Source organism: Streptomyces sp. NBC_00210, assembly GCF_045160975.1.
Taxonomy (GTDB): domain Bacteria; phylum Actinomycetota; class Actinomycetes; order Streptomycetales; family Streptomycetaceae; genus Streptomyces.
The window spans coordinates 228,849-244,879 of the sequence record NZ_CP108120.1 but is presented as its reverse complement, the minus strand read 5'-3'; the positions used below and the strand labels follow the sequence as shown (position 1 = coordinate 244,879).

The 16,031-nt window shown below is 68.4% G+C and carries 9 protein-coding genes and 5 pseudogenes; 8 read left to right on the top strand and 6 right to left on the bottom strand.

Annotated elements, in window-relative coordinates; genetic code table 11:
• Position 1: 1 nt before the first annotated feature.
• Entirely contained in the window at positions 2–898 is an 897-nt protein-coding gene (locus OG729_RS01350) for a GyrI-like domain-containing protein (RefSeq protein WP_405803696.1), read from the bottom strand.
• 363 nt (positions 899–1,261) lie between these two features.
• On the opposite strand from OG729_RS01350, the gene OG729_RS01345 reads away from it, so the two are divergent.
• From OG729_RS01345 to OG729_RS01335, 3 genes and pseudogenes are all read left to right on the top strand, one after another.
• Complete coding sequence (locus tag OG729_RS01345) at positions 1,262–2,377, top strand: serine hydrolase domain-containing protein (protein WP_405803695.1); 1,116 nt, start codon at positions 1,262–1,264, stop codon at positions 2,375–2,377.
• A gap of 318 nt (positions 2,378–2,695) precedes the next feature.
• A pseudogene (locus tag OG729_RS01340) lies at positions 2,696–2,985 on the top strand (prepilin peptidase); the annotation flags it as partial.
• 457 nt (positions 2,986–3,442) lie between these two features.
• Positions 3,443–4,642: pseudogene (locus OG729_RS01335) on the top strand (IS110 family transposase).
• 41 nt (positions 4,643–4,683) lie between these two features.
• On the opposite strand, the gene OG729_RS01330 reads toward OG729_RS01335, so the two are convergent.
• Complete coding sequence (locus OG729_RS01330; RefSeq protein ID WP_405803694.1) at positions 4,684–5,982, bottom strand: alkene reductase; 1,299 nt, start codon at positions 5,980–5,982, stop codon at positions 4,684–4,686.
• On the opposite strand from OG729_RS01330, the gene OG729_RS01325 reads away from it, so the two are divergent.
• On the top strand, positions 5,941–6,825 hold the full coding sequence (locus tag OG729_RS01325; RefSeq protein WP_405803693.1) for a sigma-70 family RNA polymerase sigma factor: 885 nt from the start codon (positions 5,941–5,943) through the stop codon (positions 6,823–6,825). The two genes, OG729_RS01330 and OG729_RS01325, sit on opposite strands and share 42 nt — an antisense overlap.
• 782 nt (positions 6,826–7,607) lie before the next feature.
• On the opposite strand, the gene OG729_RS01320 is transcribed toward OG729_RS01325, so the two are convergent.
• From OG729_RS01320 to OG729_RS01310, 3 genes are all read right to left on the bottom strand, one after another.
• Complete coding sequence (locus tag OG729_RS01320; RefSeq protein WP_360869740.1) at positions 7,608–8,273, bottom strand: response regulator transcription factor; 666 nt, start codon at positions 8,271–8,273, stop codon at positions 7,608–7,610.
• On the bottom strand, positions 8,200–9,663 hold the full coding sequence (locus OG729_RS01315; RefSeq protein ID WP_405803691.1) for a sensor histidine kinase: 1,464 nt from the start codon (positions 9,661–9,663) through the stop codon (positions 8,200–8,202). The genes OG729_RS01320 and OG729_RS01315 overlap by 74 nt, the downstream gene beginning before the upstream one ends.
• A gap of 219 nt (positions 9,664–9,882) precedes the next feature.
• The gene (locus tag OG729_RS01310) at positions 9,883–11,919 is read right to left on the bottom strand and encodes a M4 family metallopeptidase (RefSeq protein ID WP_405803690.1); all 2,037 of its coding nucleotides are present in this window, start codon (positions 11,917–11,919) and stop codon (positions 9,883–9,885) included.
• 475 nt (positions 11,920–12,394) lie between these two features.
• On the opposite strand from OG729_RS01310, the pseudogene OG729_RS01305 reads away from it, so the two are divergent.
• Both OG729_RS01305 and murJ read left to right on the top strand, forming a co-directional pair.
• Positions 12,395–12,844 (top strand): annotated as a pseudogene (locus OG729_RS01305) (transposase family protein); the annotation flags it as partial.
• 446 nt (positions 12,845–13,290) lie between these two features.
• A pseudogene (gene murJ, locus OG729_RS01300) lies at positions 13,291–14,097 on the top strand (murein biosynthesis integral membrane protein MurJ); the annotation flags it as partial.
• A gap of 30 nt (positions 14,098–14,127) precedes the next feature.
• Here murJ and OG729_RS01295 read toward each other — a convergent pair.
• Positions 14,128–14,673 carry a hypothetical protein gene (locus OG729_RS01295; protein WP_405803688.1) on the bottom strand — a complete coding sequence of 182 codons (546 nt, stop codon included), beginning with the start codon at positions 14,671–14,673 and terminating at the stop codon, positions 14,128–14,130.
• Here OG729_RS01295 and OG729_RS01290 point away from each other — a divergent pair.
• Both OG729_RS01290 and OG729_RS01285 read left to right on the top strand, forming a co-directional pair.
• A pseudogene (locus tag OG729_RS01290) lies at positions 14,663–15,139 on the top strand (aldo/keto reductase); the annotation flags it as partial. The gene OG729_RS01295 and the pseudogene OG729_RS01290 sit on opposite strands and share 11 nt — an antisense overlap.
• Positions 15,140–15,465: 326 nt before the next feature.
• On the top strand, positions 15,466–15,762 hold the full coding sequence (locus OG729_RS01285) for a hypothetical protein (RefSeq protein WP_405803686.1): 297 nt from the start codon (positions 15,466–15,468) through the stop codon (positions 15,760–15,762).
• Positions 15,763–16,031: the final 269 nt, after the last annotated feature.

Sequence of the window (16,031 nt, the reverse complement as noted above, 5' to 3'; positions counted from 1 at the left end):
GTCATCGAGGAGGTGCCCCGAGCCCGGCGCTCCCGCTGCTCCGCTCGACCGGGATCCACAGCTGGGAGTCGGTCTCCGCGCCGATCTCCACCGGCTGCGTCCGCAGAAGCTCCGGACCTGGCCGGCTCGCGTACGGGTTCGAGGGGAACCACTGCGTGAACACGTCCCGCCACAGCTCCTGGAGGGCGCTCGGATAGGGCCCGTGGTTGTCGAAGACCGCCCAGGTCCCGGCCGGCACGTCGAGGGCGTCGAGCTCCTCGGCGGCTGCCTCGGGGCCGGTCGCCACGCCGATCCAGTAGTCCGCCTCGGCGCCCTCCTCCCGCCTATCGGTCAGGTACACCGCCGCCGACAGGATCCCCTCCGGCTCCTGGCCGGCCAGCTCCTTCATCCGTACGATCGCCTGCTCGTCCAGGCTTTCCACGCACGCCGCGGCGGCCGCGTTGACCCCCTCGTGCACGAGCGGGACCCGAGCCTTCCTGCCGACGACCCGGAACGACTCCTTCTCCACGATCCGGTACCGCATGGTCGTACTCCCTTCAACGACGACACGGAAGGACATGCGCGGCTGCGCCGTGAGCACCGCACCCGTGCGCCGGGCCTCGCCCGGCCCGATGCCGTGCACCGACCGGAATGCCCGGGCGAACGCCTCGCCCGAGCCGTACCCGTACCGCACCGCGACATCGAGCAACGTCAGCTCCCCGGCCAGCACCTCGGCCGCGGCGAGCGTCATCCGCCGGCGCCGCACGTAGACCGGGAGCGGCATCCCGGCGAGGGCGGAGAACAACCGCCGGAAGTGGTACTCCGACACCGCGGCGATCCGGGCCACCTCAGCCATGTCGACCTCCCGGTCGAGGCAGGCCTCCAGGTGGTTCAGCGCCTGATTCAGCCGCTCCAGCACGCGTATCCGTCCTTACTTCTTGTGTCTCCCCTGTAGCAACACACCCGGCCGCAGCCGCAGGAGCCGCAGTGGCCGGCACCCGAGCCCAAGCCGGAGTCGTTTGCCGCGCGTGGCGCCCCGGCTGTCATCGGCGCTGCGGTCTCGGGCGCCGGCCGGGCTGTCGTGACGCACAAGCTCGACGAGTGGTCCCCGGGCGTTCCCTGTGGGAACAACTACCGATACGGCCGGTCGACCGACGGGCCGACCGCGCGGCCGTCAGGCCGCCTTGCTGGAGTTGGAGAAAATTTGATCCTGCCCCGCCCGACAAAACCAGTGCGGGAATTGTTGGGCAGGAAGCCCCTGCGTTACCTGAGGCTTTCGCCCATGACTGATATTAAGGGACTATGCGAGCCGCGGTTCGCCGCAGTCCGTGCCGCCCTTGCAGCTTCGCTCGGCAAGGACGACGTGGGCGCCTCGGTCGCTGTCTACCTCGACGGCGAGCCGGTGGTCGACGTCTGGGGCGGGTACGCCGATGCGGACCGCTCTGTCAGCTGGGAGCGCGACACCCTCACCGGCGTGAACTCGACGACCAAGAACATGACCGCCCTGTGCGCGCTCATCCTGGCCGACCGAGGCCAGCTCGATCTGTCCGCGCCGGTCGCCGCCTACTGGCCCGAGTTCGCCGCGGCCGGCAAGGAGAACGTGCTGGTACGGCACGTGCTGTCCCATACCGCGGGGCTGCCGGACCTGTCCGGGCTGACGGCGGTCGCGGACCTCTACGACTGGCAGAGCGTGACGGCAGGGCTGGCCGCGCAGGCCCCCGAATGGGAACCCGGAACGGCCGCCGGCTATCACGCGCTCACCTTCGGGTTCCTGGTCGGTGAGATCGTCCGCCGCATCACCGGCCGCAGCCTCGGCGAGTTCTTCGCCGAGGAGGTGGCCCAGCCGCTGGGCGCGGACTTCCACATCGGGCTCTCCGCCGAGCACGACAGGCGCGTCGCACCGCTCATCCCGCCGCCGTCACTGACCGACGAGTACGCCTCCAGCGCACCGCCCGGACCGGACGGCACACGCCGGGAGTACACCGGTGCCGCGGTCCGGGTCAGGGATGCCAACTCCGTGGCGTGGCGCCGTGCGCAGATCCCTGCGGTGAACGGCTTCGGCAACGCTCGGTCTGTCGCCCTCGTCCAGTCGGTACTGGCGAACCAGGGTTCGGCCGGCGGGGTGCGACTGTTGTCCCCCCAGGGCTGTGAGCCCGCGTGGCAGGAGGTGTTCCGCGGCGAGGACCGCGTCCTGCACTCGCCGATGTCCTGGACCGTGGGCTTCGGCAAGTTCGGCAGCACCTTCGGCTGGGGCGGCTGGGGCGGCTCGCTGGTCGCGAGCGACCCCGACTCTCGCATGACGGTGGCCTACGTCATGAACCAGATGATGGACCGAGACCAGCAGGAGGACGACCGCGGCATGGAGATGATCATGGCTGCCCACAGCGGACTGCAGTGACAACCCAATGGGAGGGGGCAGTCCATGCAGGCACGGACTGCCCCCTCCCGCTCTCAGTTCCGCAGGTGAGCGGAACCACTGCAAGTCGTGCTCCTGGACGGCCGCCGGCTCCGCCCCATCGGCACCCTCTGGCCCATGAATGGCCAGCCCCCGTCGGCCGCCGGCTCCGGCCGACCGCTCAGCGTCTATGCATCGTCGTCCTCAACTTCCTGCTGAGGGTCGCGTAGAGGGCGCTGACCCGGTGTTGGGGGCTGGTGAAGGCGTAGGAGCCGGGAAGTTGATGTGGTCGTACTGGAGCGGGGAGAGCCCTGCGAGGAGGCGCTGCTCGGCTCCCTCATTCTGGGAGCCGGCTACTTCGCGCTCCTCCTCATCAGCAAGGGCTTCGGGTTCGGCGATGTGAAACTCGCCCTCGTCCTGGGCGCGGTCCTGGGCCGGTACGGCTGGGCCATCGTCCTGATCGGGACCTTCGCCAGGTACTTGCTGGCGCGCTGTACGGCATCGCCCTCATCCTCGCGGGCCGGGCTGGCCGGAAGACCAGGATCCCGTTCGGCCCGTTCCTGCTCGCCGGGACGTTCGTCGGTGTGCTCCTGGGCTCCTACGCTCATTGAATCCCGGCCGCCGGAGAGGAGTTCGACCAGTTGCATACCGACTACTTCGCCGTCTGGAACCGATCACGCGCGTACAGGGCCGCCGTTCTCGCCCTGCTGCGGGGCCGGCGTGTAGCCCCCTCGGCGAACGAAGTCGAGCCATCTCGCGGCGACTTCACCCCGGAGCCCGAGCGCGCCGAGGACGGGTATGGCACCGTGGATTCAGGTCTGGCCCGTCACTCCCCATTACCTTCTTGGTTGCCCCGCAATGGGGCGCCCGGCCTCCGGAGTTGGCATGACTTTCTCCCTCTGTCGAACGCATGGCCTGGGGGGTGGTGCCACCGGCTCCGGGGGCATCGAAAGACCGCTGATTGGGGGCATGACCACCGGCTTCTTCGCAGGTCGGGAGGCTCTTCGTAATGTGGATGTGGCGATCGGTGCCGTGGGACGGCCGGGCGGGAACGATCAGAGGACGCACGTGATCGATGTCAGCGAGATCGGTGCCTTCCTTGGCTTGGACGTCGGCAAGGGCGAACACCACGCCACCACCGTCACCGGCCGGGAAGAAGGCGTTCGACAAGCGGTTACCCAGCAGCGAACCCAAGCTTCGCGAGGTCTTCGGCAAGCTGCAGGCCAAGCACGGGACTGTGCTGGTGATCGTGGACCAGCCGGCCCCCATCGGAGCCCTGCCGCTCGCGGTAGCCCGGGACATGGGCTGCCCGGTCGCCTATCTGCCGGGCCTGACGATGCGGCGGATCGCCGACCTCTATCCAGGCGAGGCCAAGACCGATGCCCGCGACGCGTTCGTCATCGCGGACGCGGCCCCGGTCATGCCGCACACGCTTCGCACGGTCGAGCTCGAAGACGAGACCATCGCCGAGCTGGAGATGATCGTCGGGTTCGACGACGACCTGGCTGACGAGGCCACCCGGATCAGCAACCGGTTGCGGGGGCTGGTGACACAGATCCATCCCCACCTGGAGCGAGTCCTCGGCCCGCGCGTCCAGCACCCGGCCGTGCTCACGCTGTTGGAGCGGTTCGGCTTGCCGGCCCAGATCCGCAAGGCCGGGCGCCGCAGACTGATCACACTGTTACGGCCGAAGGCACCGCGGATGGCCGAGCGACTGGTCGAAGACATCTTCACCGCACTCGACGAACAGACCGTGGTCGTTCCCGGCACGGACGCGGCAGCGTTGATCGTCCCGAGCCTGGCCGGTTCGCTGACCGCCGTCCTTGACCAGCGCACACTACTGGCCGGACGGATCGAGGAACTGCTGGAGGCCCACCCTCTTTCCAAGGTCCTGACCTCGATGCCGGGGATCGGCGTCAGGACCGGAGCCAGGATCCTCATCGACGTCGGCGACGGAAGCAGTTTCCCGACCGCCGCCCACCTCGCCGCCAATGCGGGTCTCGCCCCGGCGATGCGGAGTTCGGGTTCGTCGATCCGAGGTGAACAACCATCCCGGCGAGGAAACAAGCAGCTCAACGGGACTTCTTCCTTTCCGCGTTCGCGGCCCTGGCCGACCCGGCCTCCAGGTCCTACTACGACAAGAAGATCAGCCGGGGCAAGCACCACACCCAAGCCCTCCTATGCCTCGCCCGACGCAGAGCCGACGTGCTCCTCGCGATGCTCCGCGACGGCACCTTCTACGAACCCCAACCCGCCCCATCACCTTGACCAAACCCATAGGGGCACCCCCCGCGCACAGCCGGGTGAACCTATCCGGTCACAGCACTGGCGGGCTCGTCGCGCCAGCCGCTTACGGGGTAGTCCACGTAGCCGTCGGCCGCGCCGGTGTAGTACGTGTCGGGGTCGCCGGCTGCCAGGTCGCGGCTCATGGCAAACCGGGTGACAAGGTCGGGGTTGGCGATGAAGTGCGTGGCGAAGGACACGGCGTCGGCGATCCCTGCCTCGATGACGGCGTTCCCGGACTCGACGCCGAAGCCGCGGTTCGCGATCAGGGGGCCGTCGAACCGCTGCCGGTAGCGCCGAAACGCGCCGAAGTCGGGGCACTCTCCCGGTGCGGCGGGGGCTGGTCCGAGGAGGTGCAGGTACGCCACGGGGTGGTCGTTCAGCTCGGCTGCGAGTTCGTCGTAGTCGGCGAGCGTCGACGCGTCGGCGGTGAAACGGTCGCCGGTGGTCCAGTAAGGCGACAGGCGGACACCTACGCGCCGTCCGTCCCACGGGGCGGCGACCGCGTCGATGATCTCGAGCAGCAGGCGCCGCCGGCCGGCGCTGTCGCCGCCGTAGGAGTCGGAGCGATGGTTCAGCCGCGGGTTGAGGAACTGCGGGATCAGGAACGCGCCGACGGCATGGACCTCGACCCCGTCGAACCCGGCGCGCCGGGCGTTGTGGGCGGCGGCATGGTAGTCCGCGATCGTGCTCTGGATGTCCGCGCCTGTCATCTCCCGGGGGGTGACGGTCTCCTTGAACCCGCTCGGGGTGAAGGACATCTCGTGCGGGTTGATCGCCGACGGGCCGGCAGGCAGCTCTCCCCCGAGGTGATCGGGGTGCGAGGCGGCACCGGTGTGCCACAGCTGCAGCACGATGCGGCCGCCGAGGGCGTGCACGACGTCGGTAACCCGCCTCCACGCGGCGACCTGCTCCTCGCTGTAGATGCCGGGGACGCACGTGAAGCCGATCGCCCGCTCGCTGACCCAGGTCCCCTCGGTGATGATCAGCCCGGCGCTCGCCCGCTGGCCGTAGTAGGCGGCGTGCATCGGCGTCGGCACCAGCTGGTCGTTGGCCGCGCGGGCCCGTGTGGTCGGGGCCATGACCACACGGTTGGGCAGCGAGAGGTCTCCGAGGTCCGCTCGCCGCAGGAGCGGCTGGTCGAGGGCATTCGGCTGGGTCGTGCGGGGCTGGCTCATCGTGTGATTCCCGTCCTTCGACACGGCCGATGGACGCTGCTCGGTCACCTCGGCCTGATGGGGTACGTCAATAAGTCGACGGAGCACGATGAGCGAAGGTGACCGATGCACGAGCAGGACCAGCTTGCCGAACGATTCGAGACTCATCGCGCACACCTGCGAGCGGTCGCCTACCGCATGCTCGGCTCACTGAACGAGGCGGACGACGCCGTCCAGGAATCCTGGCTGCGGCTCAGCCGCGCCGACGTCACCGGCGTCGCGAACCTGGCCGCATGGCTGCAGACGGTCGTTTCCCGTGTGTGCCTCGACATACTGCGTTCCCGTGCGTCACGACGGGAGGATCCGGTCGGACAGCAGGTGCCCGACCGGATCCGGGACGCCGACGACGAGGGTGACCCCGAACACGAAGCGCTGCTCATCGACTCGGTGGGCCGCGCACTGCTCGTGGTGCTGGACACGCTGGTTCCCGCCGAGCGGATCGCCTTCGTGCTCCACGACATGTTCGCCGTGCCGTTCGACCAGATCGCGCCCATCGTGGAACGCTCACCGGTCACCACGAAGAAGCTCGCCAGCCGCGCACGCCGCAAGGTACGAGGCACCCCCGCGGCTCCCCGCACCGAGCTTGCCCGGCACCGGCACGTCGTCGATGCTTTCCTCGCCGCCGCGCGCAGCGGCGACCTCAACGCGCTGCTCGCCGTGCTGGCCCCCGACGTCCTGCGCCGGGCCGACCCTGCCGTCCTGCCATCGGGCGCGCCGACAGAGGTCCGCGGCGCGCGGGCGGTGGCGGAGGAGACCGTCGTCCTCGGGCGGAGGTCACGCTTCGCGGCACCGGCGCTCGTGAACGGAGTCGTGGGAATCGTCGTGGCCCCGCGCGGGCGGCTGCTCCTCGTCCTCACCCTCACGATCGAGGGCGAAAAGATCACCGAGTACGAAGTGATCGCCGCCCCCGCGCGCCTTCGGCAGCTCGACCTGGCCGTCCTCGACGAGTGAAGCGACACCCGCCGGAGGCTCATCGGCGCGGTGTTCTCCGGCGGCTGGGTCTACTTCAACGGTGCGGACGGGGCCGCCCCGTCGGGCCTGGTGCCTTCAGGCGGACAGCGTCTGCAGACCGGCCTGAGCTTGCCTTCGGCGATCGCTCCGTCTGTTCCGTCCCGCCGGATGTTTCCGGCGGGACGGATGGGCACCGTTGCGGACGAGAGGTCAAGTGTCCGTTAGCAGCCGTTGAGGACCGTGGACAGGGCGCTCTTCTCGGCGGAGTCGCCGGAGAGTCCGTAGTAGTTACTTCACCTGGACCCAGGCGCGGGCGTAGGTGCAGCGGTAGGTGGTGCGGGAGGGCCACCAGGTGGCGGGGTCCTGGTCGCCCTTTGAACCGTTCCGGGTTTGGTATGCCCCGGTTCTGATGGAGTCGGGTTGCTGGACAATCGACAATCCAGCGGCCTTCGGAGGCCGTGATGCCCCGCAGCTATCCGCCCGAATTCCGCCGCAGGGTTCTCGATCTCGTCGCATCGACGCAGGTCACAGCAGAGGCGCCGATGTTCCGCTTCGACGTTTAGGGTCCGGCGCTATCGACGCAGCGATCTGCGCAGGTCAGTCGGGTCGACCCATGTTGGGGCCGACCCCGTCGCTGTACCCGATGGGCACCACCGGCCGGAGAACGGACCCCCGGGCGCTGCACCGATGTGCCGACGGCTGCCGGTGCGTCCTGCCGGTCAGGCACGCACTACACCAGTGCTGGCTGTGCAGCTGAGGATGTATGCACCGTCCCCGGAGTGCTAATCCGCCACGGGTTGGTGTGACAGGCCCGCCGAATAGGCGAGGATCGCCGCCTGGACCCGGTTGCTCAGGCGGAGCATCCGCAGGATTCGGCTCACCTGCGCCTTGACCTGAGATTCCGTTAGGCCTCGGCATGCGCCGATCTCGGCATTGGACAAGCCCTGGGCGATCAGGGCGAGGATCGTGCGCTGTTCCTCCGGGAGGGCGCGCAAGCGGTCCTGCGCGCTGGAGGCCGGTGAGGCCTCGGGAGGGGTGAACCGCTGGATCAGCGAGCGGGTCATCGACGGGGAGATGATGGCATCGCCGCCCACGACCGCCTTGACGGCGTTCAGCAAGTCGTGCGGCGAGACGTCCTTGACCAGGAAGCCGTCGGCGCCGCCTTTGAGGGCCGCGAAGAGGTACTCATCCTGGGCATAGGACGTGAGCATGATCACGCGCGGCGGCTGCGGAAGGAGCACCATTTCGCGAGCCGCGGCGAGTCCGTCCATGACGGGCATGCGGATATCTACGAGGGCGAGGTCCGGGTGATGCCTGAGAGCAGTGTCGACGGCCTGTGAGCCGTCGGTGGCCTCGGCGACCACGGTGATCTCGTCATCCGATTCGAGCACGAGGCGGATGCCCTGTCGTACCAGTGCCTCGTCGTCCGCCAGCAGCACCCGGATCATCGAGCTCCCCAGGGGGACAGGGCTCCGGGAACTCCTCCGCAGCCCGCGGCATGCCAGCCGCGCCGGCATCGGCGGCGGCTTCGGCCGGTATGCGGGCGACGAGAGTGAACCCGCCTTGCGGCGTCGCGGACGCTCGCACGGTTCCCCCCAACAGGGACACTCTCTCGCGTATCCCGATGAGGCCGTGGCCACCGCCCAGTGTCGACCCGGCCGCCGACTCGGGCGGCCGACCGTTGCGGACACAGACGTCCAGGCTCTGGGCGGACACCGCGACCGACACGCGGACCTCGGCTCCGGGCGCGTGCCGGACCGCGTTCGCGATCCCCTCCTGGATCACACGGTAGGCGGCCCGCTGCGCCGCCGCGCTGGCTCTCTGGGGCTCTCCGCTGACTTGCCACGTAGCTAGTACGCCCGCGCGGCGTACTTCGTTCACCAAAGCCTGAACGTCCCTCTGCCATGATTCGGTGCTGAGCACCTGCGAACCCGCTGATGCCTCTGCCCGCCCGTCCACATCCTCGTACCTCAACACGTCGAGCAGGTCGCGGAGTTCACCCATCGCACGTCGCCCCAGATCGCCGAGAAGACGGGCGCTTCGGTGCGCCGGGGAATCCGTGGCCTCACTGATTTCCAGAGCTCCTGACTGGATGACGATGAGCCCCACATAGTGGGCGACCACGTCATGGATGTCCCGGGCGATCCGTGCGCGCTCCTCCAGCCGGGCGTTCCGCGTGGCCAGGTCCTGCTCCCGCTGGAGTTGTTCCGCCCTGCGATGCAGGCTGCGAATGAGGGCCCGGTGCGTGCGAACCGTGGTGGCCGCCAGGGTCGGAGCGACGAGCATCGGGAGCAGGTAGCCCACCGCGGCCTCCTGAACGAACAAGGGCACGGGAGGTCGTTCACCGGTGATCAGCAGGAAGTCCAGGACGGGCACCGCGCCCCCGGCAAGGCCGACCGCCACCGCCCAGCGGTTCCGCCCCCGCACCACCAGGGTGTAGACCGCGACGGGAAAGGTGATTCCGGAACCTCCCAGCCATAGATCGGCGATGGAGGCCGCGGCAAGGACCAACGGCAGCCGACGTCGGGTCAGGAGGGAGAGAGCGGCGAGGATCTCCGCGGCGGTGATCGCCACGAGGAGGGCACCGGAGGGTGTCCCGTTGTCGGGCGCGGAGGGCGCCATACGCCAGAGCGGCTGGAACACCAGTGCTTGCAGAAGGCTGTAGGCGAGCGCGGCCACAGCGAGCGCGGTATCGATCACGATGGCCCGACTGATCGTCCGTCGCTTCTGGTTTCGGTGCGGCCGGTGCTTGGATCGCCTCGCCGGCGGTTTCTCTCCCACCAGCAGCGGTTCGTCCTGCGCCGCGAACGCCCGCATCCTCTTGATGCCGACTGCCATACCCGTCCCGTCCTCCCTGCCGACTTCCCGTCGCGCCGGGGCCCGAGGGCTGGGCCCATCCCGGTTCGCGGCCCGCTCGCCTCTCCCGGCAGTGGCGTGCGGCGACGAGTAAGTCCCCGGGCCTCCGGTGCCGGGCAGGTCGGGGCGGGGCTACCGTCGATTCGCTTGATGGTAGCCCCGCCCCCTTGCGCGACAGGATCCACAGCCGCACTCGCTCGGCTACTTCACGTTCACCGCGTCCCATGCCTCGGCGACGGTCTGGACCTCTGTGCTGTCCTGGCCGAACAGGTCGGTGGCCGCCTGCAAAGTGCCCTCCCTGGCATCCAGGAAGCCGGTGTTCGAGGTGAAGTACGTCGTCACGGCCCGGAACCAGATCTGCTCGGCTGCCTCGTTGCCGATTCCCTTCACCTGGGAGTTGTCACACGTCGGGCTGTTGCCGAACTCGGACTCACCGCTGCCGTTGACCAGCAGGAAGAAGAAGTGGTTCGACACTCCGCCACCGTCGTGCGGGTCAAGCTGGCCGACACCGGGGGAGAAGCAGTCGGGCGACCTTCCGTCCCTGGAAGGGCGGTCCATGAAGCGCTGCAACCGCTTCTGCTGGGCGTCGCCCTCCAGGTCCTCGCCGAGGAGGAAGTCCGGCGGGTCGTTCGGACTGTTGGTGAAAAACTCGGCCATCGCCCCGAATATGTCACTCGTGGACTCGTTGAGCGCCGATGGCTCACCCTGTTCGGACAAGGCGTTGTTCGACAGGGTCACCAGGTGGCCCATCTCGTGGGCGACGACGTCGAGTTCGGTCAGCGGTTTGACGTTCTGGCCGTCCCCGTCCCCGAAGACCGCTGTGAAGCTCTGCGGGTCGGCGAAGGCGTTGACGACACCGTCCCCGTAGTGCGTGTAGAGGGTGGGGCCTCGCCCGTCACCGCCGAACCCGTTGCGACCGAATTTCTCCTGGAAGTAGTCCCATGCCTGGGAAGCTCCGAAGTGCACGTCCGCTGCGACGGTGGAGCGGTCGGAGGCATTTCCGGTCCCGAAGGTGTTGTCGTCGCTGACGACGGGCTTGGCCCCAGGCACTCCGAGTGGGTTGCCATTGTCGCCGCCGCCCTGTCCCTGGCCGGTGCCGTCGTCTTGGCCGTCGCCGCCGCCCGTTGACGGGATCTCCTCAGGCTGCCTGTCCTGCTGGTCCGCTCCGTAGCAGACTGGCACTCCCTTCAGGCAGTACCGCTCGGTATCCCCTCGCAGCGTCGGCAAGGGCCCCGCACCGAAGACGGTCCCGCCCCCTTCGGCGCTGTCTTCGCCGGGTCCGTTCCGGTCCTGGCCGTTACCCGGACCGTCGCCACCGCCCGCGGGATCCTGCGGACCACCAGGGCCGGCCGGGCCGCCACCCCCACCTGGCCCGCCACCCCCACCTGGCCCGCCGCTCGCATCGCTGCGGCAGTTCGGGTCCGGGTCCTGCGGCGCGCACTGGTTGTCGGCGTCCAGGGTGGTCATCCCGCCCCGCGTGGCGTCCGTGAGTTCGAACCCACCCTGCCGGCCGCGATTCGTCTCGAGCTTCACCTGCCCGCTGTAGAGGGTGTTGCCCGACCCCTGCTCTTGCATATACCGATCCCGGGTGCCCAGGACCTTCCCGTTCTCCGCGTCGACGTAGGTGTGCACCTCGGCGGGGGTGCTGTCGGCGCGGACTCCGCGGATCACGTTCTCGTAGGCAAGCCGGGGTTGCTGCTTCCCTGCCCACACGACGAGCCGGGATCCCGCCCGCGCCTGCCGGGTCGAGTCCTTGCCCGAGCGGGCCACCCCCTTCGTGGCCTTCCCGCCCTGCGCTGGTTCCCGCAAGGGGCTGTGCTTGAACGCGCTCGTCCACGCCTTCTCGACGGAGAGCGCGGGCTGGATGTCGAAGTCGGGCGCCGAAGCGAGCGTCTGGCTGATGCCCTTGAGCCCGCCGTCCCCGGCCATGTGCAGAACGAGGTCGCCGCCGATTACCGGCAAGCCCTTGTAGTACCGGTCCATCCGTATATGCCGGTCTCCGTCTTTTTCCTGCTGGATGGCCCGGGTCCTGAATGTCTGGCCCCGTGCGTAGTGCGACGTGGCCGGATCGCTCTTGAGCGCCTCGTAGGCCAGTGCGCGGATGTCCGTCGCCCTCGGATCCGGCGGGTTGGCGGATGCGTTGAACGCTATGACGGTGACGCAGGAGCCCACCAGCCCTATGGACGCTATGAGAGAGGTGGGCCGCTTGTAGAGGGGAGGCCGTCGTCGTCTTGTCATGTGAAGTCCCAGGGTCGATAGGTGGGTTGGTCGAGATGAACGCGACCTGCTGCCGCGCCGAAGGAGGTTCCGGCGTGGCCCCGCAGCGGGAGACCATGGGTGTGGCGTTCAACCACCCTGCCGATAGCCGCCCGCGCCGGGTGATGGGAATTCAAGGACCGACGAACGTCACGGGGATCAGCCTCAAGGAGGAATCATGAGACAGCTGTAGCGTCTTGAGGCGCGGAGGAACTGGAACCAGAAGCCCGGCTGAGCGGACAGGCCCATGCGGACGACAGCGCCCCCAAGGGCTCCGGCCTGGAATCGACCAACGCGGGCAGAGCGAGGCGGTCAACGACTTCGTCGTCGCCGGTTCAGTGAGCCTTCTCCAACCTGCTGACGGGTCAGGCTGGTTGGGAGCCGGTCGCGTCTAACAGCGAAGTTCCTGGTAGATGGGTTCACGACCAAGATCAACCGTCTCGTCCAGGAGCGTCGTATGCCTGTCTACCCTTCGGCGATCGATCTCCAACGCGCACCTGTGCCACCTGGCGGCCGTCTGGCCGCGCACGGGCCGCGAGATCGGATCCCACTGGCGGCGCCTGACCGCCGGACGGAAGGTCCTACTGGTCTTGGCCCGCCTGCGCTGGGGCGACACCTACTCCCGGCTCGCCGCCGGTTCGGGATCGGGATCGCCACCGCCCACCGCTACATACGAGAGGCGATCGAGGTCCTGGCCGCACTCGCGCACAGCCTCGCTGACGCTGTGCGGCCTGCGGCCCGCCTGGCCTCCGTGATCCTGGACGGGACCCTGATGTCCGATCGACCGGATCGCCTTCGACACCCCTCACTGCGCCGGGAAAACACAAGCGCCACGGCATGAACGTCCAGGTCCTGACCGATCCGTTCGGGCAACCTGCTGTGGGCCTCGCCCGCGCTGCCCGGGGCGAGGTGCGTTCAGGCGGCCAGCCGGTGCGTGACCGGAACTGGGGGAGCGGTGTAGTGGCTCGGTCGGGCGGGGTTCCGTCGTTGCATTCGTTGCAACAGCCCTGGGTGCGCAGAGGTACTGGCGCAGAGCACTTGTTCCGTTGCTGTCGTATTTCTGTGGCCACGGTCACGGCGATGGGTCGCTGAACTGCTGTGTGAAAGAAGCGAATTGGGGCCCTGAGACCTTGGGGCATAGGTTGACGGCATGGTGGAGGGGGCGAACTCCGCGGCGCAGACCATGCCGCAGGAGCAGCAGAAGAGGGGGCGGCATGCCGCCCAGCGGAAGAAGGACAAGGGCGGGCTGGCTCGTTCGTCCTTGCTGATGGCTGTTGGCACGGTGGTGTCCCGGGCGACGGGACTGATCCGCCAGGTGCTGCAGGCCGCAGCGCTAGGCACGGGCTTGCTGTCGCCAACGCCGCCGACCAGGAGCTGCCGCAGGCCGGCGCGGGCTACTCGGCCTACACCTACGCGCAGACCATCTGGATGCTGCCGCAGTCGATCGTGACGGTGTCCCTGGTGACGGCGTTGCTGCCGCGTATGAGCCGGGCCGTCGCTGAGGCGCGCATCCCGGATCTGCGCGCGGACCTGTCCCGGGTGCTGCGGATCAGCGGCGTGGTCATCGTGCCGGCCGCCTTCCTCTTCCTCGCCTTGGGGCCGCAGATCTCGTCGCTGCTGTTCGCCCACGGAGCGGCGGACGCCGACTCGGTCCGCCCGTTGGGCTACATGCTGCAGGCGTTCGGGCTTGGGCTCATCCCGTTCTCCGCCCAGTACCTACTGTTGCGCGGCTTCTACGCGTTCGAGGACACCCGCACTCCGTTCTTCATGGCAGCCTGGATCGCGGGCGTGAACATTGCCCTGGCCACCGCCTGTCATTTGCTGCTGCCCGCCCGGTGGGCGGTAGTCGGCATGGCCGGCGCCTACACCCTCTCCTACGTGGCCGGCCTCGCGCTCACCGCGATCCTGCTGCGCAGGCGGCTCGGGGGCCGTATCGACGACGGCGGCCTGCGTCGCACCTACGTGAAACTGTTCTGCGCCGCGGGCCCGGCTGCAGGGCTGGGCTGGGTCGTAGCGCGTGCGTGCGCGGACCTGGGAAGTGGAACGTGGGCTACGGCCGTCGCACTGGCTGCCGGGGCGCTCGCGACAGCCCTGGGGTACCTCCTTCTTGCCCGGCTGATCAAGGTCAACGAGTTGCGTCGCCTGCCCGGGATGCGTTGAGTCCAGGCAGGCGATGCAAGGAGGCGTGCTTCATGGGCGGTCCTTCCTGCGGCTGGCTATGTAGTCCGTCCAGTTGCGCTTGACGAAGTTCGCCCAGTCCGTCGCGTTGTCGATGCTGGTCCCGGTGAGGGCGGCAAGGATTGAGGCAGAAACGTCGGCCGCCAGCGCGAGACGGGCGGTGTTGCGGCCTGCAAGGCCGCCCAGTCCAAGTCGCCTGAGCTTCAGGTAGATGTACTGCGACTGGATTGGGCGGGCCGGGTTCAGACCGGCGAACAGCCATGGGGTGGTGCTTGCAGCCCGGTTGACCTCCCAGGCGGCCTCGGCGTGCTCAAGGTGCTTCAGGACCAGTTGAGCCAGCCGGGGAGGCAGTTGCAGGAGGGTTCCATCGAGCTTCAGCTGAACCGTTGCTTCTTGAACGGCGACGTCGTTGGTGGTCAGTTCGAGGATGCGCGTTATCTGCAATCCCATGAGAAGGACGAGGCTGCCGATGACGCGGACGTCGAGGGGGAGCGTGTTGTCGTTGATGCAGCGCCGAAGCTGCTGAACGCGGTCATCGTCCTCCAGGAAGGACTCCATCAGCGAGCACTTCGAGGCTTTCGCCCAGCTGCGCGACGCCGGGCTCGTCCGTCACCTCGGCATCTCCGGCGCCCGCCCGAAGCACCTGGCCCAGGCTCAGGAGATCGCACCGGTGGTCTGCGTCCAGAACCGCTACAGCCTCGACGCGCCGGGCGGGGACGAGATGCTCCGGGCATGCGCGGCGCACGGCATCGCGTTCGTGCCCTTCTTCTCCATCGCCGGTAAGGGACGCGAGTCCGGAGCCGTCCGGGCCGAGCACGACCAGGTCCGTGCCGTGGCCCGCGCGCACGGCGTCTCACCCGCGCAGGTCCGCCTGGCCTGGATCCTGCAGCAAGGTTCCCATGTGCTGGCCATCCCCGGGACGGGCAACCCAGATCACCTCGTTGACAATGTGGCAGCGGGTGCACTCCGACTGACGGAGGAAGAACTCCAGCTCCTCAATTCGATCGGACACTCCGCATCCTGATGCCGACCACATCAACTGTGCTTGAGCAAGTTCCGGAAACCGCACGTGATCGGTGAGAGAGGCTCTAGGCCGCTTCTTCCGGATCAGCAAGCCCTCGGGAGGCAGGGCTATTGCCCGGCCGCCGGGGCGCGGGGGAAGACAGGTGTCCTTGCACCGCCAAATCGCCCGCCCGTTCGGGCAGGCGTTAATGCACGCAAAGCTCGACGCGCTCCTGGCCCGCATCGCCGACCGCGAGCCGCACCTCCGACTCGCGGCCTGACGACCAGAATTTCCGGCCGCGTGTACTAGGATCCGCCGCTAGTATCACTCGATCGATAGGAGGCCCGATGATTGGCGTGCTCGTGACTTTCGCGCAGACCGACAAGTTCGATCGTTCAACTATCGCAAAGATTGCCGGCGAACTCCGAGGACCGTTCGAAGGCATGGCCGGCCTTCGCTTCAAGAGCTTCATGCTCGACGAAGACGGCGTTCAGGCAAGGAACTTCTACGTGTGGGATGACGAGGAGAAAGGCCGCGCCTTCTTCACAGAGGAGCTCGTCGACAAGGTGACGGGGGTTTATGGCGTCCCGCCCAAAATCGAATATCTCGATATCGTGGGGTTCGTCGACAACTCTGGCACCTGATTCTCGAGGTGGCTGTCGCACAAACCTTTGCTGTCCAGGCCGTTTTGGGCCATCGGGGCATGCCACAGAACATCCTCACATGCGATCGAGACCAAGCGCTGCTGCACCCCTGCAGCCCCCTGACCTGCGCGACTGGCTGCCCGAGGACCACCTCGCCTGGTTCGTGATCGAGGCGATCGAGCAGCTCCACCTCGAGCCCTCGGCCGCCCGGCCCCTGCGTTTAAAGCGCCCGGCGCGCCGATTCTGCGGAAAGGCCCGAAGCCGATTCC